A 21,740-nucleotide genomic window follows, 5' to 3' on the forward strand; every position below is an offset into this window, starting at 1 on the left:
ACATGAAGGTCAAGAAGGGGCTCTACCTGTTCCTTCTGGTGGCCTCTTGCGTCAGCATAGGCACCATAGCCCTTACGGTGGACAGGAGCTCCATAGACCTGCTCCTCAGGGCTGACCGTTGGAAGCTGACCCTGGCGGCGTCCCTTGTGCCCCTGATATGGCTCTTCGACGCGTTGCGTTTCTCCGCCATAGCCAGGGCGAGCGGCCACCGGATACCCCTCAGGCTCTCACTCACCCTGACCTGGATAAACTACTTCGGGTGCGCCATAACCCCCATGCAGGGCGGCGGGGGACCATTTCAGATATACCTCCTCTACAGGAACGGGATTCCGGTGGGCAAGGGGGTTGCGGTCACCCTGGTGAGGACCATGATGACCCTGCTGATCCTGGGGATGGCCATACCCCTCGCCATGATCTTCTCCCCCAACATCCTCCAGGGCCAGAGGCTGATCCGGGACCTGGCCATATACATAACCTCCGTCATGTGCGCCATCTGGGCGGTGGTGGCCATAAGCCTGCTCAGGCCCTCCTTGGTCAAGAGGACGTCGGCGGTTATAACTATGCTGCTGAAGCGGCTGGGGCTGATAGGTCCCAACAGGCTCCGGAGGATCATACGGCACGTGAACGCCGAGGTGGACATATACAACGAGAACATGCGGTCCTTCTGGCAGAACGGCAAGGGGCACATCCTTCTGGGGGCGATCTTCACCTTCCTGCAGCAGATGGCCCAGCTCTCGGTGCTCCCCTGTCTCATCTGGGCCATGGGGCTACCGGTGGAGTACTTCAAGTCCGTCCTCCTGCAGGCCCTGTTGCTCTTCGCCCTCTACTTTATCCCCACCCCTGGCGGCAGCGGCGCCGCCGAGGGGGGAGGGGCCGCCGCCTTCCGCCTTCTGGTGCCCACCAACGTGGCGGGCATGCTAGCGGTTGGATGGAGGGGCTTGGTGGAGTACTCGGGGGTCCTGATCGGCACCCTGCTGGCCATAAAGATCTTCGGGCTGGACAGAGCGGAGGAGCTGATAACCAAGACCGAAGAGGAGATAGACTCCTCCGCCCCGGAGGTTTAGCGGCGGGCAAAGTTCCAGACCTGAAGGTACAGGTCGTAATAGTAAAGGAACATGTCGTCCCCCTTGGGGGGAGAGAGCCTGACCACCCGGACCCCCGAGGCGGACACCACGGACGCCACCGGGGACGGGGTCCAGGGGTCCATCACCACGACCCAACCCTTTCGCCCCGCCGCGTCCAGGGCCCCTTTGAGGAGGTCCATCCGGCCCCCCCCCTCCCAGGCCCGCCACAGGTCCCCCGGTGGCCGGGCGGAGGTGGCGGCAGCGGACCTTATCCACGGGCCGGCGCATCCGGTGAGATCCAGGACCCCAACCCCCTTGAGCAGCTGACGGCCCACGTCCATGGTGCTGTCTATCCGGGCCTGGAGCTCCGCCAGCCTGCGCTGGTAGTAGCGGTAGTTGGCCGGATCCTGGGTGGCCAGGACCTGGAGGATCCGCTGACCTATGAATGGCAGCGCCGCCGGATCGAAGTAGGCGCTCTCCCCCTTGAGCTCCCCCAGGGGCAGGGGCCGATCAAAAAGGACCCGGAGGGAAGGGCTCCTCGAAACCCCTGCCTCCGCCGCCTCCTTGGGGTCCAGGGCCATCACCGGCCCCCGGGGGGAAGATACCCGGACCACCCGACCGTCCTCGGTCCACCACCTGACGGGGTGCACCTTGCCCTGCACCCCCACCATGAACCTCATCATCTGGGTCAGCCACGGGGAGGAGGCCCACACCTCAAGGGCGGCGGCGGGGCCCGACAACCCCACCGCCAGGACCAATCCCAGTAGCAACCGCCATCTAAGCTTCCTGTCGGACACTTTCAAGCTCCACCGGCCTTCCGTTCCTTCGTTTGCTAGCTAAGAGCACCAGGTTAGCCATCAGAAGGGCCACCGTCAAGGGGCCAACGCCACCGGGGACGGGGCTCAACCCGTGGGCCACCGAGGCGCACTGGGGATCCACGTCCCCCACGAGCCCCCTCTCGGTTGGGGTGGTGCCCACGTCCACCACCCATGCGCCGGGACGAACCATCCCGGGACCTATGAGGCCCGGAACGCCGGTGGCGGATATCACCACCTGGGACGAGGATACGAGCTCCTCCAGGACATCCCGGGGGGTGTGCTTGTGCATCTGGAGCACCGTGCCATTCCGCTGGAGCAACAGGGCCCCGATGGGACGCCCCACGTTCACGCTGTGCCCCACCACCGCACATACCATGCCGGACAGGTCCCAAAGCCCATACCACTCCAACAGCCCCACCGCGGCCCAGGCGGCGCAAGGCAGGGGGTGCCCCTTGACCCCCAGGAAGAGCTTCCCCAGGTTCTCCGGGTGAACCCCCTCCGCGTCCTTGGCGGGATCCATGGCCTGAAGGACCTCCGACAGGTCCCACCCCTCCGGCAAGGGGGTCTGGACGATGATCCCGTCCACCTCACGGTCCCCGTTGAGCTCCCGGATGGTTTCAATGAGGCCCAAGATTCCAAGAGATGGGGCCACGTCCACCGGACGGACCAGGATCCCCGCCTCCTGGCAGGCCCTTATCTGGTTCCTCCTGTAAGCCTCCGACGCCCCGTGGCTGGACACCGACACGGAGGCAAGACAACACCCACCGAGGGCGGAGACCTGACGACGTACCCACCCCTTCACCCAGGAAGCGGGCTCACTACCCCTCATCAGAAGCATAAGGAGCATACCCCCTCGCAAGTTTTGGCCCTACACCCCCTAAGGTTATCACACGAAACGGCTGCCGGGCTTCACCAGGGGCTGATGGGCGCCACACAGGGGGCAGATCTCGGGATCGTACACCGGGAAGGAGGTCTCCCAAAGGGACCTGGTGGGGACCGGGAAGAGGTCCTGGGTCCCGGATCGGTTCACCATCGACAGGGCCCCCACCCAGCGGGCACCGAAGGCCTCCATCACCTCCACCACCTCCAGGGTGGACTTGCCGGTGGTGAAAACGTCCTCCACCACCAGGAACCTCACTGCCCCCGGGTTGGGGAAGCGACGGAGCCTCATGATCCCCCCCTCCCTCTCGGTGAATATGAAGGACAGCCCCAGGTGACGGGCCACCTCGTGGCCTATTATCAGCCCACCCAGGGCGGGGGATACCACCACCTGGGCCCCCAGATCCTCCGCCCCCCTGGCCAGCCTCTCCCCCGCCCAGGAGGCGTAGGAGGGGTTGGACAGGAACAGGGCGCACTGCAGGTAATCGGAGCTATGAAGCCCCGACGAAAGGAGGAAGTGGCCCTTGAGGTGCCCGCCGCTCCTCTCCATCATGGACTTGAACCTCTCCAGGTCCTCCCCCGCCAGCAGAGCCCCCATCAGTTCCCCACCTCCATCATCTCCACCATGGACTCGATGGTCCCCGCCGGGTCGGGGCTCTCCAGGATGGCGCGCCCCACCACCAGGAACGACGCCCCGGAAGCCACCGCCTCCCGGGGACCCATGACCCGGGCCTGATCGTGGACCTCTCCCCCCTGAAACCTTATGCCGGGCACCACCGTGGCAAGCCCCGGGGCGGCGGAGGTCACGATCTCCAGGTCCAGGGGGCTACACACTAGCCCCTGTACCCCCGCCCTATGGGCCAGCCGGGCCCGGGACGCGATGGCGTCCCCCATGGGGCACCCGGGGGAAACCTGGGCCCACGCATCCTCCCCCAGGCTGGTGAGCACCGTAACCGCCAGGATGTCCATGTCCCCCCGGCACTCCACCGCCCGCCGCATCATCTCAAATCCCCCGGCGGCGTGGACCGTGAGGGCCCATATCCGGTGGGACGCCAGGGCCTCCACCGCCAGGGCCACCGTGTTGGGGATGTCGTGAAGCTTGAGGTCCAGGAAGACCCGGTATCCCCCATCCACCAGCTCCCGGATGAACCCAAGCCCACCCAGGGCGAAGATCCTGGGCCCCACCTTCACCCGACCGATCCTATCCCCCACCCGGTCCAGTAGCTCAAGACAGCCCCTGGGGCATTCCAGATCCAGGGCTAAAACCAGCCTATCTCTAGCGTCCATATGGATACCTCCTACGTTTCAAGGAAACCCCGGCGGATCACCGGGAGGCCCTGTGGGCGCACCCCACCAACCGGGAAACCGACAGCCCCCTGGAGTCAAGGAAGGACCGGATCCCCTCAAGGATCTCTCCGCAGCAGCCCAGGTCCCTGAAGAGCTGGGTCCCCACCTGGACCGCCGACGCGCCCGCCATCATGGCCTTCAGGGCGTCCTGGGGGGAGCATATGCCCCCACAGGCCACCAGGGGCACCGACACCTTGGGGTAGAGCTGGAAGAGGAGCCTCAACGTGAGGGGCAGCACCGCGGGTCCCGACAGGCCCGCCACCACCCGCTTGAAGACCGGAGCCCCCGCCTCCAGGTCCACCTCCGCCCCGAGCCACGTATTAGCCACCACCAGGCAATGGGCTCCCGCCTCCTCCGCCGCCCGGGCCACCGCCGCCACGTCCGGCGCCTGGGGGGTCAGCTTAGCCCACACGCTACGGGGCCACAGGGATCGGGCCAGCCTCACCGCCTCGAAGGTCCTCTCCGGGGACTCCCCCCATACGGCCCCCTCCCGGTCCACGTTGGGGCACGACAGGTTCAGCTCCAGCACCTCCACCGAAGCGGCCCTGTCCCCGATCCGGCCGATGAGCTCCTCCAGCTCCCCCAGGGAGGAGAAGGCCACGTTGAGACCCAGGGACCTACGGGACCTCAGGAGATCCGGCAGGATGGCCTCCAGGAAGCGATCAATCCCCGGGTTCTCAAGCCCTATGCTGTTGAGGAGCCCAGAGGGGGTCTCCACGAGCCTCTCCCCCCGGTTGCCCGCCCTAGGCTCCAGGGTGATCCCCTTGGTACATATGAGCCCCACCCCCTCCATGGAGCTCCACACCTCCCCGTCCATGGGTAGCACCCCAGAGGCCACCACCACCGGCGACGATAGCCCAAGCCCGTTCAGGTCCACGTTCACCGGTCCATCCACCCCGGAGCCCAGCAGATCAGTCGAAGGCCTCATGGTCCAGATCCTCCCCCCAGAAGAAGGGCCCGTCCTTGCATACCCGGGCCCGCACGCCCCCCTTAAGGTCTATGGCGCACCCCATGCATCCACCGAAGCCGCAGGCCATCCGCCTCTCAAGCCCCAGGAGGGATCGGAAGCCCCTCTCCCTTCCCAGCTCCCAGACCGCCCGAAGCATCCCGGAAGGCCCGCAGGCCACCACCGTGGCCCCCTTGAGATCCATGGGGAGCCTCCATAGGGCCTCCACCCCGTTGCACCCCTCCCCGGGGGGCCCGTCCTCAAAGACGGGGACCAAGCGATCCCGATCCAGACCAAGGGCCTCAGAGCACCGGTCCATGAGCCCCGCCCAGGTCCCATCTCTGACCGCCCACAGGAGGCGATCCGCCCGGTCCGCCAGGGGAAGGAGCGCCGCTACCCCCACCCCGCCCCCCAGGAGGATCAGTTTGGACTCCTCGAGGGGGGCCAGGGGGCTACCCAGGGGGGCCACCAGGTGGACCGGGGACCCCGGCGGGGAGGAGAGGAGCATCCGGGTCCCCCGCCCCACGCCCCGGCACAGGAAGAGCAGCTGCCCGTCCACCTGCCCCGCCAGGCCCAGGGGCCTGCCCAGTAGCGGGTCGTTCGAGGCGGAGGGGAAGACCATGGCGAACTGCCCCGGTCCCCAGGGCCCCATCGTCTCCTGGGGCCGGACCCAGATCATCCCCACCTGGGGGGGGAACAGCTCCACCCGGGTAACCGTGCCGGGTATCCTCCGGGGCAAGCGGTGAGAGCCGCAGCTCATCTATCCTGGGCCTCCCAGGACAGCCGGCCGCCCACCACGGTCATCACCGGCCAGCCCTTGAGCACCGCCCCGTCGAAGGGGCTGAACCTGCACTTGCTCCTCCAGGACCTGCAGTCCACCCGGGCCACCATCTGGAGGTCCAGCAGGGTCATGTCCGCCGGATCCCCCTCCCTTATGGCCACCGGGGGCAGGGAGGCGATCCTACGGGGGGAGACGGACAGGGCATCCAGGACCCGCTCAAGCCGCACCCCCCTCTTGAGGGCCCCGTCTATCACCGCCGGCACGGCGCACTCCAGGGAGGCGATCCCGAAGGAGGCCTCCTGGAAGGGCAGATCCTTCTCGTCCAGGTGCCATGGGGCGTGGTCGGTGGCTATGGCATCCACCGTGCCGTCCGCCAGAGCCGCCCACAGGGCCTCCCGGTCCTCCTGGGAGCGCAGGGGTGGGTTCACCTTGAACGCCCCTGAGTAGCCGGAGACCATCACGTCCTCCTCACAGAAGGTCAGGTGATGGGCGGTCACGTCGCAGGTCACGTCCACCCCCTCAGCCTTGGCCCTCCTAACCAGATCCACGGAGCGCTTGGAACTCAGGTGGGTCAGGTGCACCGCCCCTCGGGTCTCCCGGGCCAGCTCTATGGCCCGCATTACCGCCAGGTCCTCCGATGCGGAAGGGATCCCCTTGAGGCCGCTTAAGGCGCTTATCCGCCCCTCGTGGACCTGTCCCCCCTTCGAGAGGGAAGTATCCTCCGGGTGCTCCATCACCCTGACGCCGGTGCCCCGCAGGTACATGAGGGCCAGCCTCAGGAGGGATGAGCTCCTGACCGGGGCTCCGTCGTCGGTGAAGAGCACCGCCCCGGCCTCAACCATCTTTAGCAGCTCCGCCATCTCCTCCCCACGACGCCCCTTGCTCACGCAACCGGCGGGGACCACCCGGGCGCCCTCCAGGGAGGATCCCTTCAGGGCCAGGTGCTCCACCCCGGAGGGGACGTCCACCGGGGGATCCGTGTTGGGCATGGCCACCAGGCAGGTGAACCCCCCGGCGGCCCCCGCGGCGGATCCGGACCTCAGGTCCTCCCGCCACTCGAAACCAGGCTCCCGGAGGTGGCAGTGGATGTCCACCATCCCGGCCACCAGGACCCCACCCTGCCCATCGTACGAGGGGGCATCGAGCCCCTGGGGGAGTTCCCGGGACACCATGGCCACTCGGCCCCCCTGGACCCCCACGTTCCAGAGCTCCTCCGATATGGACCCACCGCTGAAGACCCGGACTCCCTTTATGACGAAATCCATCAGGCCACACCTCCCGCGCAAAGGTAGAGCAGGGCCATCCGGACCGCCACGCCGCTTCGGACCTGCTCAAGGATCACGCTGTTCTCCCCGTCCGCCAGGGCGCTCTCGATCTCAACCCCCCGGTTTATGGGGCCCGGGTGCATCACCAACGCCTTTGGGTTGACCTCCCTCACCAGCTCCTCCGTGGCGCCCCAGAACCGGTGGTACTCGTCCACGGAGGGGAAGAGCCCGTCCTGCTGCCTCTCCCGCTGGATCCTGAGCAGGTAGATCACGTCCGCCCCCTCGGTGGCCCTGCGGACATCCCTCTCGTACTGGACCCCCAGGTGATCAACTTGGAAGGGCATCAGGGTGGAGGGCCCCGATAGGGTCACCTGGCAGCCCAGGGTCCTGAACCCTATGATGTCGCTCCGGGCAACCCGGCTGTGCTCCACGTCCCCCACGATGGCCACCCGCTTCCCCTCCAGGTCCCCCAGGTGCTTCCAGGCGGTGTAGAGGTCCAGCAGGCACTGGGTGGGGTGGGCGTGGGCCCCGTCCCCGGCGTTCATCACCACCGCCCGCTTGAGCTTGCTGGCCAGGTATGAGGCAGCCCCCACCGCCCCGTGCCTTATGACCACCACGTCGGCCCCCATGGCCTCCAGGGTCCAGGCGGTGTCCCTCAGGGTCTCCCCCTTGGCAGTGCTGGAACCAGAGCTCGACCAGTTGACCACGTCGGCAGAGAGCATCTTCTCCGCCAGCTCGAAGGAGACCCGGGTCCTGGTGGAGTTCTCGAAGAAGAGGTTAACCGCCAGCTTCCCCCGCAGGGCGGGGACCTTCTTGATGGGCCTGGACAGGAGGTCCTCCATGTGCCTGGCCTGCTCGAGGAGCATGTAGATCTCGTCCCTGCTCCAGCCCTCCACGTCAAGCACGTGCCGCCTGGTCCACCTAACGCACCTCACGTCAGTCCCGGTCACAGATTACCACCTCGTCCTTCCCGTCTATCTCCTCTAGCCGCACCTCCACCACCTCGCTCCTGGAGGTGGGCACGTTCTTGCCCACGAAGTCCGGCTGGATGGGGAGCTCCCGGTGTCCCCGGTCGATCAGCACCGCCAGCCGGATCCGGGCGGGCCTTCCCAGGTCCATCACCGCGTCCAGCGCCGCCCTACCGGTCCTGCCGGTATATATCACGTCGTCCACCAGCACCATCCTCTTCCCCGTGGGGTCCTCGGGCATGGAGGTGCTCCTCACGATGGGCTGGTCGCTCAACATGGTCAGGTCGTCCCGGTAGAGGGTTATGTCCAGCTCCCCACAGGGAACCTTGGCACCCTCAAACTGGAGGATTAGGTCCCTAAGCCTCCGGGCCAGGTAGACCCCCCTTCGCTGGATGCCCACCAGCATCAGCCCCTCCAAACCCTTGGCGTCCTCCACCACCTCGTGGGCCATCCTCTTGAGGGCCCTCTCCACATCCCCCTTGTCCATGAGCCTAGCCTTGACCTTCAAAGCTCACACCCCCGTAAACCATGAAAAAAGGAGGGGAACCCCCGAAGGGGATCCCCTCCATGCCAACTCATTCCGCTCAACAAACCGGATCATTCCCATCCCTCCCCGCCTTGGGGCCTCTCCGGACCCGCTTAAAGGCTTCGAGGGGTAGTTTACACCCCAATGGCCGTTTATGCAACCGGTTGCAAGAAAGTCGCCCCTAGCCCCCCTGGAGCCTGTTGAGGGCCGCGGAGGCCGCCTTCGACTCCGCCTCCCGGCGGCTGCCCCCATTTCCGACCCCCATGAGCTCCCCCTTCAGCCACACCTGGACCACGAAGGTGGCCCGATGCTCCGGACCTCGGACCTCCACCAGGCGGTAGCTGGGCAGCGGTATACCCAGCCGCTGGGCCATCTCCTGGAGGGCCGACTTGGGGTCCTGGGACGACAGGGAGTCAAGGGACACGTGGCGGCTTACGATCCCCCGGGCGGCCTCCAGCCCCCCGTCCAGGTAGACCGCCCCGATCAGGGCCTCCATGGCGTCCGCCACCATGCCCTCCGAGGGCCCCCCTTTTATGGCCTTCCCCACCCGGAGGACCCGGTCCAGCCCGAGGACCCTGCCGGAGCGGGCCAGGTTGTGGCTCGAGACCCCCGTGGACTTTAGCTTGGTGAGCCGCCCCTCCCTCTCGGAGGGGTGCCGCCGGTAGAGCTCCTCCGCCACACATAGCCCCAGCACCGAGTCCCCCAGGAACTCCAGCCTCTCGTTGCAGTAGCCCAGCTGGGCCTGGTTGGCGAAGGACGAGTGAGTCAGGGCCTCAATTAAAAGTTGGGTATCGGCGAACCGATACCCAACCCGATCCTGCAGCTCCTCCAGAGCCCTATGGAAGGCCTCCAGGTCCTGCATGAACTACCCCTCGTACTTCTTGAAGGCCAGCACCGCGTTGTGGCCCCCGAAGCCAAAGTTGTTGACCAGGACACAACGCACGTCCCTCTTGACCGCCTTGGGGCCCACCACGTTGACGTTGCACTCCGGGTCCGGTTCCTCGTAGTTGAGGGTTGGGTGCACCACCCCCTCCACGATGGACTGGAGGGCTGCAATGGCCTCCAGGGCCCCAGCGGCTCCCAGACAGTGACCGATCATGGACTTGGTGGAGTTCACCAGCAGATTGTCCGCGTGGTCACCGAAGACCGCCCGGATGGCGGCGCTCTCCATCTTGTCGTTCAGGGGGGTGGAGGTGCCGTGGGCGTTGATGAGATCCACGTCCTGGGGCCTCAGGTTGCCCTTCCGAATGGCCATCTCCATGGCCCTCTTGGGTCCATCCCCCTCGGGATCCGGGGCGGTTATGTGGTAGGCGTCGCAGGTGTTGCCGTAGCCCACCACCTCCGCCAGGATGTTGGCACCCCTGTTTAGGGCGTGCTCCAGCTCCTCGAAGATGAGGACCCCGGCCCCCTCCCCCATGACGAACCCGTCGCGCCCCATGTCAAAGGGCCTGGAGGCCCTCTCGGGCTCGTCGTTCCGGGTGGACAGGGCCTTCAGGGCTGCAAAGCCCGCCATGGCTATGGGGGTGATGGCCGCCTCGGCCCCGCCGGTGATCATCACGTCCGCATCGCCCCTTAGGATGGTCTCGTAGGCCTCACCCATGCTGTGGGTGGCGGAGGCACAGGCGGTAACCACCGCCATGTTGGGCCCCTTGGCCCCGTAGGTTATGGCCACGTAGGCGGCGGGCATGCTGCTGAGCATCATGGGAACGAAGAAAGGGCTCACCCGGGAAGGGCCCTTGTCCCGGAGGATCCCGTAGTTATCGTTGGTGGTCTGGATTCCCCCCTCGCCGCTCCCGATGTAGACTCCGAAGCGGTAGGGATCTATCTGATGCACGTTCAGCTGCGCATCCTTAACCGCCATGGCGGCGGCAGCGGTGACGAAGTGGATGACCCGGTCCGCCCGGCGGGCCTCCTTCTTGTCCATCCAATCTTCTGGGTCGAAGTCCTTAACCTCCGCGGCTATCTTCACCGCATAGTCGGTGGCGTCGAAGAGAGAGATGGTGCCAACACCGCTGCGGCCCTCCTCCAGGGCACGCCAATAGGTCTCTCGTCCAAGTCCTATGGGGCTTACGACTCCGAGGCCCGTGACGACGACTCTTCTCAAACTAGGTCACTCCCTTTTCACGAGGGTTTTATCTCCCGCAGCATACGGTTCTGGTTTATCTATTCTTTAATTGTTATTTGTTTAATCATATGGGGGATGGCGGTACCCATCCCCCCTCGCAACGCTACTCCTCGACGCCGAGCTTGGCCTTCACGTAGTTGATAGCATCACCCACGGTGGCGAGCTTCTCCGCGTCCTCGTCGGGGATCTCGATGTCGAACTCCTCCTCGATGCCCATGATGAGCTCCACGATGTCCAGGGAGTCCGCACCCAGGTCCTCCACGAAGGAGGCCTCGGGCTTTATCTGGTCCTCCTCCACGTTCAGACGGTCCACAACTATCTCCTTCAAGCGGGACATAAGTTCCTCCATCTGCATGTCTTTCACCTCCTTCCAAGCTACATGGTCATTCCGCCATCAACGGCTATCACCTGTCCGGTGATGTAGGAGGCCCCGTCAGAGGCCAGGAAGGCCACCAGAGAAGCCACGTCCTCCGGCGTGCCGACCCTCCCAAGGGGTATCTGCCCCATGAGGGCATCCTTGACCGACTCGCCAAGCACCCTGGTCATATCGGTGTCTATGTAGCCCGGGGCCACCACGTTGGCGGTAACCCCCCGGCTGGCCACCTCCCGGGCCACGCTCTTGGTGAACCCTATGAGGCCCGCCTTGGCGGCGCAGTAGTTGGCCTGCCCCGGGTTGCCCACCAGGCCCACCACGGAGCTCACGTTGATTATCCTACCCCAACGGGCCCTGGTCATCCCCTTCAGGGCCTGCTTCACACACAGAAAGGCGGAGGTAAGGTTGGTCTTGATGACCTCGTCCCAGTCAGACTCCTTCATCCTGAGGATGAGGCCGTCCCGAGTTATGCCCGCGTTGTTTACCAGCACGTCCACGGAACCCAAGGATTCCTCCACTTCCTTGAACAGCACCGCCACCGCCTGGGGGTCGCTCACGTCCCCCCGGAAGGCCTTGGCCTCCCCCCCGGCGGCCTCTATCTGGGAGACCACCTCGAGGGCCTTCTCCTCCGAGGAGTTGTAGTTCACCGCCACCCGGAAACCCTCCTGGGCCAGCCTGATGGCTATTGCCCGGCCGATCCCCCTGCTGGCCCCGGTCACCAGGGCCACCCTCCGGTGCGAAGCCATTCTAGTTTCCTCCCTTTATAAAATCAAGCAACCCTTCCAGATCGGACACCTTGGAAACGCTCTTGGCCCGCTTGCCCTTGACACACCGCTTGGCAAGGCCGGTGAGCACGTTGCCGGGGCCGAACTCGATGAAGGCATCCACGCCGGAGTCCGCCATGGCCCTCATGCTGTCGAGCCAGAGCACCGGGGAGTAGGTCTGCTCCAGGAGCCGCTCCCGGATCTCCCCCATGTCCCTCCTGGGCTTGGCGTCCACGTTGGAGACCAGCGGGCAACTCAGCTCCCCCCACCGGACGGAGGTGAAGGCCTCCCGCAGATGGTCCGCCACGGGACGCATGAGGGAGCAGTGGAACGGGGCGCTCACCTTCAACGGGATCACCTTGGAGGCCCCCGCCTCCTTGAGCATCTCCGCCGCGGCCTCCACCGCCGGGGCCTCGCCGGAGATGACTATCTGCCCCGGGGCGTTGTAGTTGGCCATCTCACAGACCCCCTTGGTGGAGGCCCGCTGGCAGATCTCCCTTATGGCCTCCCCCTCAAGCCCCATTACCGCCGCCATGGCGCCAACCCCCAGGGGCACCGCGTCTTGCATCCGGCTCCCCCTAAGGTGGACCAGCCTCACCGCGTCCGCCACCGAGATGGCCCCCGCGGCCGCCAGGGCGGTGTACTCCCCAAGGCTGTGACCCGCCACGAACATGGGCTCCAGGGGTATCCCCGCGTCCTCCCGGGCGGCGGAGAGGATCGCCACCGACACGGTTAGGATCGCCGGCTGGGTTATGGCGGTCTTTTTGAGCTCCTCCTCCGGACCCTCAAAGATCACCTTGGTCAGGTCGAAATCCAGGGCACGGTTGGCCTCCTCGAAGACCCGCCGGGCGGCCGGGTAGGCCTCGTAGAAGTCCCTGCCCATCCCCACCTCCTGAGCCCCCTGGCCGGGGAAAACAAGGGCGTAACCGCTCATATCAGCCAACCTCCTCCATGCAGAGGGACCGGAAGAACCGGCCCAGCTCCGACATCCGATCCATCTGATCCGCCGCCTGGACGAAGATCCGGCGGATCACCTCCGAAGCGGAGGGCACGTCGTCGATCATCCCGGCGCACTGGCCCGCCATGACGGACCCCCACTCCACGTCCCCATCCACCACCGCGGCCCGAAGCCTACCGGATCCGAAGGCCTCCAGCTCCTCCACCGAGGCGCCGGAACGCTCCATCTCCTCGAACTTGGCGGAGAACTTGTTCTTCAGGCACCGGACCGGATGCCCGGTGGACCTGCCGGTCACCACCGTGCTCCTGTCTCCCGCCTTGAGGATCATGTCCTTGTAGGCCCCGTGCACGTTGCACTCCCGGACGCACACGAACCGAGTCCCCATCTGGACCCCCTCAGCCCCCAGGGCAAAGGCGGCGGCCACTCCCCTGCCGTCCGCGATGCCCCCGGCGGCTATGACCGGGATGGACACCGAGTCCACCACCTGGGGCACCAGGGCAAAGGTGGATATCTCCCCTATGTGCCCCCCGGACTCCATCCCCTCGGCGATCACCGCATCTGCCCCCTGCTGCTCCACCCGCCTGGCGTGGACCGCGGAGGCCACCACCGGGATCACCTTGGCCCCCAGGGGCTTCAGCCGCTCTATCACCTTGCCGGGCTTGCCCGCCCCGGTGGTGATCACCGGCACCCGGTGGGACGCGGCCAGCTCTATGGCGTCGTCCGCGGTGGGGGAAAGGAGCATTATGTTCAGGCCAAAGGGCCCGTCGGTGAGTTCCCGAACCTTCCTAAGCTCCTGATCCAACAGCTCCGGCGGCATGTTGGCCGCCGCTATTATCCCAAGCCCACCCGCATTGCTGACCGCCGCCGCCAGCTGGGCGTCCGCTACCCAGGCCATCCCGCCCTGGAAGACCGGGAACCTTATCCCCGTAAGCTCAACAACCCTGTTGGTCCGCATCAAAGGGGCTCTTCACCTCCTAATACTGGAGCAACAATGCTCCGTAGGTCATGCCAGCTCCGAAGGAAGACATCAGGACCCGGTCCCCCTTGGACACCCTTCCGGAGGACACCGCCTCGTGCAGGGCCATCAATATCGAGGCGGAGGAGGTGTTCCCGTACCTGTCCAGGTTCACCACCGCCCGGTCCTCCGGAAGCCCCATGCGCTTCAAGACCCCATCTATTATCCTCCAATTGGCCTGGTGGAACACCCAGTGGGCCACCTCCTCGGGGGAGAGCCCCATCTCCTCCAGGAAGCCGTCTATGAAGGGGGGTATCTCCCGGTTGACAAACTTGAACACGTCGTTGCCCTTCATCTTAACGTGATGCATCCCCGCGGCCAAGGTCTCCTCCGATGCGGGGTGCTCCACGAGCCCCCCCATGAAGGTGATCAGGTCGTGCTTGGTGCCGTCCGCCCGGAGGGAGAAGCCCTCCACCCGGCCTCCGCCGCAGGAGGCGGGCCCCATCACCACCGCCCCGGCCCCGTCTCCAAACAGGACGCAGGTGTTCCTATCGGTCCAGTCTATCATCCTGGACAGCACCTCCGCCCCCACCACCAGCACGTGTCTGAAGGCCCCGCTGGCTATGCCCCCCGCCGCCATGGCCATGGCGTAGAGGGACCCGGTACAACCGGACTGCACGTCCGCCGCCCCGGCCCTCACGGCGCCAAGACGCCCCTGAAGCTTGGCCGCCACCGCGGGGAAGAGGGTGTCCGGCGAGTTGGTGCCCACCAGTATCAGGTCCAGGTCCTCCGGGGCCACCCCCGCATTCCGAAGGGCCTCCCGGGAGGCCGCCTCCGCCAGATCGGTGGTCAACACCCCCTCCTCCGCCACGTACCGGGTCCTTATGCCGGTGCGCTCCACGATCCACTGGTCGGAGGTGTCCACCATCCGCTCCAGATCCTGATTGGTGACCACCCTGCCGGGGATGGCCATTCCGGTGCCCATCACCGTCGCACCGAAGCCGCCCAACTTAGACATCTATATTCCCCCCTTGGCGAGTTCGTCCTCTATGGTCTGGACGCCGCGCTTGGCCACGAAGTCCCTTGCCACCATCAGGGCGTTGCTTATGGCCCTGGCCTTGGAACGCCCGTGGGCCTTTATCACCGTTCCCCTCACCCCCAGCAGGGGGGTGCCCCCGTGCCTCTCGTAGTCGAATCGGTAGTGAAGCTTCTTGAGCATTGGCATCATGAACAGGAGCCCCACCTTGGGGAGGAAGCTCCTGGATATCTCCTCCCGCATGAGGTTCATCACCCCCTCGCCCAGCCCCTCCCCGAACTTGAGGAGCACGTTGCCCGTGTAGCCATCGCACACCACCACGTCCGAGGTGCCCAGGGGAACGTCCTTACCCTCCACGTAGCCCACGAAGTTGAGGGAGCTGGCCTTAAGGATCTCCCGGGCCTGGATCACCGTCTCGTCCCCCTTGATCTCCTCCTCACCGTTGGAGAGGAGAGCCACCGAGGGCTCCGACACCCCCACCAGAGACCTCATGTATATGGATCCCATCAGGGCGAACTGGGCCAGGTTTATGGGCTTGCACCGGACCGTGGCCCCCACGTCTATGAGCAGGCTAACCCGGGACGACAGGGTGGCTATGGGCACCCCAAGGCCCGGCCGGTCTATGCCGGGGATCCGGCCCAAAACCAGGATGCCCCCCGCCACTATGGCCCCGGTGTTGCCCGCGGAGACCACCGCAGAGGCCTCACCGGAGCGGACCATCTCCATGGCCACCCGGAGGCTGGAGTTCCTCTTCTTCCTTATAGAGACCGAGGGGGCGTCGTCCATGGTGACCACCTGGTCCGCGTGGACCACCCCTATCCTGGCCCTAACCGACGACGCGGCGTCCCTAAGATGCTCTTCGATCCGGCGGGCATCCCCCACCAAGATAACGTTTAGATTCGGATCCGCCTCACAGGCCATAATCGCCCCCCGGCAAGGCTCCTGAGGGGCCCTGTCCCCTCCCATGGCATCCATCGCCAAAAACATCCGCAATCCTCCCAACGGAACCCGCGGCTCAGGCGGGCTGATCCATGGTAACCACAATGAAACGACCCACGAAGATCTCCCGGTCCATGACCCGGGTCCTGACGCTGACCACGTACTTGTTGCCCTTGTTTACCCCCACCTTGGACCGGGCCAGGAGGCGGTCCCCCACGAAGGCGGGGTGACGGTACCTCACCCGGGCGCTACCGGTTATGACCATCTCGGCCCCAATGGTGGCCATGGCCAGGGTGCTGGCCTGGGCGTATATGAAGTGGTCCCAGATCCGGTCGGTGCCCCGGAAGCCCATCTCCCGGGTGGCCTCCAGAAGCGACAGGGCCCCCACGTTGGGCTCCAGCTCCAGCAGGTCACCCACCACCTCGTCCCGGGTCAGGGACCGTAGTCGGCTCCCCGCCGCCTCCGCCATGGCCCGCATGCGCTCCCGCAGCTCCGGGATGCCAAGGATCACCCGATCCAACCGAACGGTGCTGACGCTCACCTTAAGCCGCTCCGCCAACTCCTCGTCGGTTAGCAACGGGTTGGACCTTATGAGGTCCGATAGGACCTTGTGCCTGCTGCGCCGGTGATCGGACCGCGTGGCCACCACTTCCTTTGTCATCTGGTACTAAGAACTGATTAGAGTACCTGGGAGTATAAAAAAACTCTCCCCCGCCGTCAATAGGCGGGGGAGAGTTTCGAACCCGTGGCTACTCCTCCTCGGAGACCTTCACCACCTGGCGCCCCCGGTAGTATCCGCAGGCCGGGCAGGCCCGGTAGGTCTTGATTATCTCACCGCAGTGGGAACAGGTGGTGAGGCTGGGCACCTCTAGGGCACCGAGCCAGTGAGCCTTCCTGTTGTGGGTCCTGGAGTGGGAAACTCGCCTCTTAGGCGTGGCCATGTTGAAACACCCCCTTCTCTGTCATCGTTCTTCCTCTCCAAGCTCCTGGAGCTTGATCCTCAAAGCCTCCATCCTGGGATCCAAGGGTGCGCCGCCACACGCGCAGGGCCCCCGGTTCAGGTTCGCCCCGCAGAACGGACAAAGCCCCAGGCACCGGTCGTCACAGACCACCCTGGACGGCAAAGAGGAGGCAAGGACCTCCCAAAGCATGGGGGCCAGGTCTATCTTGTCGGCCCAAGTGTCTAGATTACACCAAAAATCCTCTTCTTGGAAGGCCTCCTGGGACACTTCTCCTCCGATGGTCACCAGGAAGACGTCCTCCCCCTCCAGGACGAACCCCACGGGGGCAAGGCAACGGGCGCACTCCCCAGCCCCCTCCCCCCTAAGGGATACCCTGAAGAGCAGGTTCCCACCGGTCCGGGAAACCGATAAGTGAAAGACCACCCCCTGGGGGAAGGAGTACCCCCCCACCGGGTCCACCCGCACCAGCAGGTCCTCCTCCAGGGGGGACCCGTCATCCGGTATGGCGTTAAGCTTAAGCCACCGCCCCCCCCGGGAGGGGAACTGAAGCTCCGAGTCCACCACCCCTACCCCTTCAGGGCCAGCTCCTTGGTGTCCCGGGCTATCACCAGCTCCTCGTTGGTGGGAATCACGTAAACCTTGACCTTGGAATCCGGAGTGGTGAGCTCCGCCTCCTTGCCACGGACCTTGTTCTTGGAGGGATCGAACTTGACCCCCAGGAACTCCAGGTCCTTGCACACCGCCTCCCGCACCAGGTCGCTGTTCTCCCCGATTCCGGCGGTGAAGACGATGGCGTCAATACCACCCATGGCGGCCGCGTAGGCCCCTATGTACTTCTTTATGCCGTAGCAGAGCATGTCGAAGGCCAGCTTGCACCTCTGATCGCCCTTCTCCATGGCCTCCTCCACGTCCCTCATGTCGCTGGAGACCCCGCTTATGCCGCAGACTCCGCTCTTCTTGTGAACCACGTCGCTTACTACCTTGGGATCCCCGTACTTCTCCATCAGGTATATCATAACCGACGGATCCAGGTTCCCCGACCGGGTACCCATCAGTATACCCTCGGTGGTGCCGTAGCCCAGGCTGGTGTCCACGCTCTTGCCCCCCGATACGGCAGTGATGGAGCTGCCGTTGCCCAGGTGACAGGTGACTATCTTGAGCTCCTCAATGGGACGGCCCATGGCCTCCGCCACCCGATGGGCCACGTAGAAGTGGCTGGTGCCGTGAAAGCCGTAGCGGCGCACCCGGTCCTTCTCGTAGTGCTCATAGGGGATGCCGTACATGTAGGCGTGGGCCGGCATGGTCTGGTGAAAAGCGGTGTCGAACACCGCCACGTTGGGGGTACCGGGGAGGGCGTGCATGACCGCCTTGATCCCCATCAGGTTCGCCGGGTTGTGCAGCGGCGCCAGGGGGATGACCTCCTCGATCCCCTTCAGCACCTCCTGGTCCACCAGTACCGACCGGGTGAACTTCTCGCCCCCGTGGACCACCCGGTGTCCCACCGCGGAGAGCTCCGACAGGTCCTTAACCACCCCGTGCTGAGGATCCTGAAGGGCGTCCACCACCAGCTTCACCGCCACGTCATGGTTGGGGATATGGGTCTCCTTGATGAAGGGCTCGGAACCCACCTTCACGTGCTTTATCCGGGCCCCATCGAGACCGATCCTCTCCACCAAGCCCTTGGCCAAAAGGGTCTCATCGGACATGTCGATGAGCTGATACTTGAGAGAAGAGCTCCCGCAGTTCAACACCAAAACCTTCACTTCGATCCTGCCTCCCTCCGCTTGACTGAAAACCCGCCGGCAACTATCCTTCCAGCTACCGCCGGGAGGTGATACCTTTGACATATAATACCCCAGTCGCGGGGATAGTGGCAGAGTATAACCCACTTCACAAGGGACACCTGCACCACATCTCCGCCACGAGACAGATGATGCCCCGTTCCCCCATAATCGTGGTCCTCTCCTCCTGCTTCGTACAGCGAGGAGAGCCATCCTTCCTGGACCCCTGGAGCCGGGCCGAGGCGGCCCTGGAGGCCGGGGCGGACCTGGTCCTCCACCTGCCCGTGGCCTTCTCCTGCCACCAGGCCCAGGTCTTCGCCTCCGCGGCGGTGGACATCCTGGCCGCCACCGGGGTGGTGACCCACTTGTCCTTCGGCATGGAGGGTCATAAGGAACTGCTGAAAAAGGCCGGGTCCATATTAATACAGGAGCCCCCCTCCTTCAAGATGAGGTTGCGGCGATGGCTGGACCAGGGCTTCTCCTTCGTGGAGGCCCGCTCCAGGGCTCTGGAGGAGATAGAGCCCGGGTTGGGGTCCTTTCTGAAGGGATCCAACAACATCCTGGCCCTGGCTTATCACATGCGGATCGCCCAGCGGAAGCTCCCGATCGAGACCATATCGGTCAAGAGGATCGGCGCCGCCTACAACCAGAGGGACTTCGAACAAATACCCAGCGCCACCGCGGTGAGGACCCTGTGGGAGGCGGGGGATCGGGAAAGGGCACTGAGGGGGCTACCCCCCTTCTCCGCCCGGATACTGGAGAGGGAGGACCGGCGTGGGAGGGTGGTCACCACCTCCAACCCCAGATGGTGGGACCTCCTCAGGTGGCGGATACTCAGCACCCCAGAAGATCAGATGATAAGCTCCGCGGAGATGGCGGAGGGGCTCGAGAACGGCCTGAAGCGGGCCGCCAGGGGGGCAGAGTCGTACCAGGACCTCCTGGAATCCACGGTGAGCCGCCGATACCCCAGAAGCCGGATCCAGCGGCTCTGCTGCCACCTGATGCTCTCCCACCAGCACTGGTTCAACCGGGCCTGCCAGAGGCTTGGGCCCTCCTGGATAGGGGTACTGGCCACCAACGATATAGGCAAGGTGCTCCTGCGGCGCATGAGAAGCACTGCAGAACTGCCGGTCCTATCCCGGTTCACCAGTCCCCCGGATGGCTACTCCAGGGGAATCCTGGCCCTGGAGGAGAGGGCTCTCACCCTCTGGGAGATCCTGGCGGGGAACCCAAAGGTGGACTCTTTCCGGAGGAGAAGGATCATGATGTCCCCCTCAAACCCGCTGGAGGGATCCTCTCCCGAAGTCGCCTGAAGACCCCAGGGGGGACCATGTCCTGAATGGGGCCACCGAAGGAGTAGACCTCCTTGACCCCCCGGCTGGACAAGTACGAGTACTTGGCGTCGGTGACGATGAACATGGTCTCGATCTCCGGCGCCAGCTGCCGGTTCATCTGGGCCAGCTGGAACTCGTACTCAAAGTCCGAAAGGGCCCTAAGACCCCTTATGATTATCCGGCTCCTAACGTGCCGCATGAAGTCCACCAGCAACCCCTGAAAGGCGTCCACCTTCACAGTGGGCAGGTGGCTTAAGGCCTCCCGGGCCATCATCTGCCGCTCCTCCACGCTGAAGGTGGCCCTCTTCTCCGGGTTGTGAAGCACCGCCACGATCAGCTCGTCGAACAACGCCGCCGCCCTCTCGGCTATGTAGACGTGTCCGTTGGTTATGGGATCGAAGGACCCGGGGTAAACCGCCCTTATCAAAGGCCACCACCCTCTCTGAAGGGATCCACGAAGGAGAGAACCGTCTCGCCGTAAACCCGGCTGTCCGCTCCAAGCCCCTCCGGGATCGGCTCCCTCACGCTGTGCTCCAACACCACCAAGCCTCCAGGGGCCACCACGGTCCGGTTCCCCCGCAACAGCTCCAACAGCTCCTCCACCCAGCCCATGCAGTAGGGGGGATCCGCGAAGACCACCCCATACGAATCCCCCTCCCTGGCAGCCCGGGGGATGAAGCGCCTCACATCCCCCTGGACCACCCGGAATCCCCCTAGGGTCCTCATTGCCTCACAGCACCGGCGGTCCACCTCAACCGCGGTGACCCGGGCCCCCCGGGAGGCGGCCTCCACCGACACCCGGCCGCTCCCAGCGAAGAGGTCAAGAAAATCCACCCCCTCCAGGGGGCCCAGGATGTTGAAAAGGGCCTGGAGGACCTTCCCGGAGGTGGGCCTGGCCCTGCCCGCCGCCTGATGGGATCCCCGCCTAGCCAACCTTCAGGGCCCCCATGGCCTCCTTAAGGGCCATCCGGACCGCCGGGGTCCTGTATGGATGCCCAACCGGGTCAAGCTTCACCCCGTAGCCGCCCCCTTTGGGGTATATGCGGACGTAGAAGTGCTGCTCAAACCCTTGATCCACCGTTATGGCGGACACCAGAAAACAGCCGTCCTCCCCGGCGAAGACGTCCCGGAAGACAAACATGTGACCCTCGGTGCCCCCCTTGCGGTCCCTGAGGGACCTTATGGAGCCCTCCAGCTCCCGACCGAAACCGACTTCCATGAAGAGATCCTCCTCGGGGTATATCTTCAGCTCCTCCTCCGGCGCGGAAGGAGCGCCTCCAACGTAACGGACCTGGACGGAGAAGGTGTCCCTCCCCTCCCTCTTCCACTTCCTCTCGTACTTGGTGAGGTACTCCCTCTCCGGGTTCACCGTCCGCTCGATCACCTGGAACCCCGGCTCGGCGGAGAAGAACTCCACCGCGCTCTCCGCGTACCAATCCACATCAGTGGCCAGGCAGAAGACCCCCATTGGCCTCAGGTACCCGGAGAGCAGTCGCACGAACTGGGGACTGGTGACCCGCCTCTCCGCATGCCTCTTCTTGGGCCACGGACACGGGAAGTTCAGGATCACCCGGTCCAGGCTACCCCGCGCAAGGCACATCCTCATCAGGTACCGGGCGTCCCCCCTCAGGATCTTCACGTTGCGAAGCCCCATGGAGAGGACCCTCCTGGCCGCCTTGGTTACGCACCACTGGCAGACCTCCATGCCCACCACCGCCACGGTGGGATTGGCGGACGCCAGATGAGCCAAGTACCCCCCGTCCCCGAACCCTATCTCCAGGAAGACCCTGCCGTCCCACCCGTCGAAGGACAGGTCCAACGGTAGCCTAGCGGTGGAACCGGAAACTATAACCTTGTCTAAAGCCCAACTCATAGGGACTGGCCCCCCAACAAGTTCTATACCCCCCGATCCAGCGGAG

26 protein-coding genes are annotated in these 21,740 nt (G+C 65.2%); 2 read left to right on the top strand and 24 right to left on the bottom strand.

Annotated features, from left to right (window positions below; all coding sequences use genetic code 11):
* The first annotated feature begins 2 nt into the window (after nucleotides 1-2).
* Entirely contained in the window at nucleotides 3-1,064 is a 1,062-nt protein-coding gene (locus TACI_RS05605) for a lysylphosphatidylglycerol synthase transmembrane domain-containing protein (RefSeq protein ID WP_012869831.1), read from the top strand.
* On the opposite strand, the gene TACI_RS05610 is transcribed toward TACI_RS05605, so the two are convergent.
* The 21 genes from TACI_RS05610 to TACI_RS05710 form a co-directional block, all read right to left on the bottom strand.
* Nucleotides 1,061-1,861, bottom strand: coding sequence for a hypothetical protein (locus TACI_RS05610; protein ID WP_012869832.1), 801 nt, complete (start codon nucleotides 1,859-1,861; stop codon nucleotides 1,061-1,063). The genes TACI_RS05605 and TACI_RS05610 overlap by 4 nt on opposite strands.
* A complete protein-coding gene (locus TACI_RS05615) occupies nucleotides 1,842-2,729 on the bottom strand; it encodes a bifunctional 5,10-methylenetetrahydrofolate dehydrogenase/5,10-methenyltetrahydrofolate cyclohydrolase (RefSeq protein ID WP_341271033.1) in 888 nt (295 codons plus the stop codon). The genes TACI_RS05610 and TACI_RS05615 overlap by 20 nt, the downstream gene beginning before the upstream one ends.
* Nucleotides 2,730-2,768: 39 nt before the next feature.
* Nucleotides 2,769-3,359 carry an orotate phosphoribosyltransferase gene (pyrE, locus tag TACI_RS05620; protein ID WP_012869834.1) on the bottom strand — a complete coding sequence of 197 codons (591 nt, stop codon included), beginning with the start codon at nucleotides 3,357-3,359 and terminating at the stop codon, nucleotides 2,769-2,771.
* On the bottom strand, nucleotides 3,359-4,048 hold the full coding sequence (gene pyrF / locus TACI_RS05625) for an orotidine-5'-phosphate decarboxylase (protein WP_012869835.1): 690 nt from the start codon (nucleotides 4,046-4,048) through the stop codon (nucleotides 3,359-3,361). Before pyrF ends, pyrE begins: the two co-directional genes overlap by 1 nt.
* A 37-nt stretch (nucleotides 4,049-4,085) precedes the next feature.
* On the bottom strand, nucleotides 4,086-5,036 hold the full coding sequence (locus TACI_RS05630; protein WP_012869836.1) for a dihydroorotate dehydrogenase: 951 nt from the start codon (nucleotides 5,034-5,036) through the stop codon (nucleotides 4,086-4,088).
* Entirely contained in the window at nucleotides 5,020-5,814 is a 795-nt protein-coding gene (locus tag TACI_RS05635; RefSeq protein WP_012869837.1) for an iron-sulfur cluster-binding protein, read from the bottom strand. The genes TACI_RS05630 and TACI_RS05635 overlap by 17 nt, the downstream gene beginning before the upstream one ends.
* Nucleotides 5,811-7,100 carry a dihydroorotase gene (locus tag TACI_RS05640; protein ID WP_012869838.1) on the bottom strand — a complete coding sequence of 430 codons (1,290 nt, stop codon included), beginning with the start codon at nucleotides 7,098-7,100 and terminating at the stop codon, nucleotides 5,811-5,813. The genes TACI_RS05635 and TACI_RS05640 overlap by 4 nt, the downstream gene beginning before the upstream one ends.
* Nucleotides 7,100-8,035 (bottom strand): aspartate carbamoyltransferase catalytic subunit, encoded by a 936-nt coding sequence (locus TACI_RS05645; protein WP_423218537.1) that lies wholly within the window; start codon nucleotides 8,033-8,035, stop codon nucleotides 7,100-7,102. The genes TACI_RS05640 and TACI_RS05645 overlap by 1 nt, the downstream gene beginning before the upstream one ends.
* Before the next feature lies 1 nt (nucleotide 8,036).
* A complete protein-coding gene (gene pyrR, locus TACI_RS05650; protein ID WP_012869840.1) occupies nucleotides 8,037-8,576 on the bottom strand; it encodes a bifunctional pyr operon transcriptional regulator/uracil phosphoribosyltransferase PyrR in 540 nt (179 codons plus the stop codon).
* A gap of 199 nt (nucleotides 8,577-8,775) precedes the next feature.
* On the bottom strand, nucleotides 8,776-9,456 hold the full coding sequence (gene rnc / locus TACI_RS05655; protein WP_012869841.1) for a ribonuclease III: 681 nt from the start codon (nucleotides 9,454-9,456) through the stop codon (nucleotides 8,776-8,778).
* A 3-nt stretch (nucleotides 9,457-9,459) separates the two neighbouring features.
* The gene (gene fabF / locus TACI_RS05660) at nucleotides 9,460-10,698 is read right to left on the bottom strand and encodes a beta-ketoacyl-ACP synthase II (protein ID WP_012869842.1); all 1,239 of its coding nucleotides are present in this window, start codon (nucleotides 10,696-10,698) and stop codon (nucleotides 9,460-9,462) included.
* Nucleotides 10,699-10,822: 124 nt separating this feature from the next.
* A complete protein-coding gene (gene acpP, locus TACI_RS05665; RefSeq protein ID WP_012869843.1) occupies nucleotides 10,823-11,074 on the bottom strand; it encodes an acyl carrier protein in 252 nt (83 codons plus the stop codon).
* A 20-nt stretch (nucleotides 11,075-11,094) separates the two neighbouring features.
* A complete protein-coding gene (gene fabG, locus TACI_RS05670; protein ID WP_012869844.1) occupies nucleotides 11,095-11,838 on the bottom strand; it encodes a 3-oxoacyl-[acyl-carrier-protein] reductase in 744 nt (247 codons plus the stop codon).
* Between the two features lies 1 nt (nucleotide 11,839).
* The gene (fabD, locus tag TACI_RS05675) at nucleotides 11,840-12,790 is read right to left on the bottom strand and encodes an ACP S-malonyltransferase (RefSeq protein ID WP_012869845.1); all 951 of its coding nucleotides are present in this window, start codon (nucleotides 12,788-12,790) and stop codon (nucleotides 11,840-11,842) included.
* Between the two features lies 1 nt (nucleotide 12,791).
* Nucleotides 12,792-13,769 (bottom strand): enoyl-[acyl-carrier-protein] reductase FabK, encoded by a 978-nt coding sequence (gene fabK / locus TACI_RS05680; protein WP_164925404.1) that lies wholly within the window; start codon nucleotides 13,767-13,769, stop codon nucleotides 12,792-12,794.
* A 19-nt stretch (nucleotides 13,770-13,788) separates the two neighbouring features.
* Entirely contained in the window at nucleotides 13,789-14,787 is a 999-nt protein-coding gene (locus TACI_RS05685) for a beta-ketoacyl-ACP synthase III (RefSeq protein ID WP_012869847.1), read from the bottom strand.
* Nucleotides 14,788-15,792, bottom strand: coding sequence for a phosphate acyltransferase PlsX (gene plsX / locus TACI_RS05690; protein WP_012869848.1), 1,005 nt, complete (start codon nucleotides 15,790-15,792; stop codon nucleotides 14,788-14,790). It abuts the gene before it with no gap.
* Between the two features lie 28 nt (nucleotides 15,793-15,820).
* Nucleotides 15,821-16,405, bottom strand: coding sequence for a transcription factor FapR (fapR, locus tag TACI_RS05695; protein WP_012869849.1), 585 nt, complete (start codon nucleotides 16,403-16,405; stop codon nucleotides 15,821-15,823).
* 88 nt (nucleotides 16,406-16,493) lie between these two features.
* Nucleotides 16,494-16,685: a 50S ribosomal protein L32 gene (gene rpmF / locus TACI_RS05700; protein WP_012869850.1), complete on the bottom strand. Its 192-nt coding sequence runs from the start codon at nucleotides 16,683-16,685 to the stop codon at nucleotides 16,494-16,496.
* A 21-nt stretch (nucleotides 16,686-16,706) separates the two neighbouring features.
* Nucleotides 16,707-17,270 carry a YceD family protein gene (locus TACI_RS05705; protein WP_012869851.1) on the bottom strand — a complete coding sequence of 188 codons (564 nt, stop codon included), beginning with the start codon at nucleotides 17,268-17,270 and terminating at the stop codon, nucleotides 16,707-16,709.
* A gap of 2 nt (nucleotides 17,271-17,272) precedes the next feature.
* A complete protein-coding gene (locus TACI_RS05710; RefSeq protein WP_012869852.1) occupies nucleotides 17,273-18,469 on the bottom strand; it encodes an acetate/propionate family kinase in 1,197 nt (398 codons plus the stop codon).
* 68 nt (nucleotides 18,470-18,537) lie between these two features.
* Here TACI_RS05710 and TACI_RS05715 point away from each other — a divergent pair, with 68 nt between their 5' ends.
* Nucleotides 18,538-19,800 (top strand): tRNA(Met) cytidine acetate ligase, encoded by a 1,263-nt coding sequence (locus TACI_RS05715; protein ID WP_423218538.1) that lies wholly within the window; start codon nucleotides 18,538-18,540, stop codon nucleotides 19,798-19,800.
* On the opposite strand, the gene coaD is transcribed toward TACI_RS05715, so the two are convergent.
* The 3 genes from coaD to trmB are packed head-to-tail and all read right to left on the bottom strand — an operon-like array spanning nucleotide 19,748 to nucleotide 21,694.
* A complete protein-coding gene (coaD, locus tag TACI_RS05720) occupies nucleotides 19,748-20,248 on the bottom strand; it encodes a pantetheine-phosphate adenylyltransferase (protein ID WP_012869854.1) in 501 nt (166 codons plus the stop codon). The two genes, TACI_RS05715 and coaD, sit on opposite strands and share 53 nt — an antisense overlap.
* Nucleotides 20,245-20,754: an RsmD family RNA methyltransferase gene (locus TACI_RS05725; protein ID WP_012869855.1), complete on the bottom strand. Its 510-nt coding sequence runs from the start codon at nucleotides 20,752-20,754 to the stop codon at nucleotides 20,245-20,247. Before TACI_RS05725 ends, coaD begins: the two co-directional genes overlap by 4 nt.
* Complete coding sequence (trmB, locus tag TACI_RS05730) at nucleotides 20,747-21,694, bottom strand: tRNA (guanosine(46)-N7)-methyltransferase TrmB (RefSeq protein WP_012869856.1); 948 nt, start codon at nucleotides 21,692-21,694, stop codon at nucleotides 20,747-20,749. Before trmB ends, TACI_RS05725 begins: the two co-directional genes overlap by 8 nt.
* Nucleotides 21,695-21,740 lie beyond the last annotated feature (46 nt).

The sequence above is a fragment of the Thermanaerovibrio acidaminovorans DSM 6589 genome, assembly GCF_000024905.1.
In the GTDB taxonomy this organism is placed as follows: Bacteria; Synergistota; Synergistia; order Synergistales; family Synergistaceae; genus Thermanaerovibrio; species Thermanaerovibrio acidaminovorans.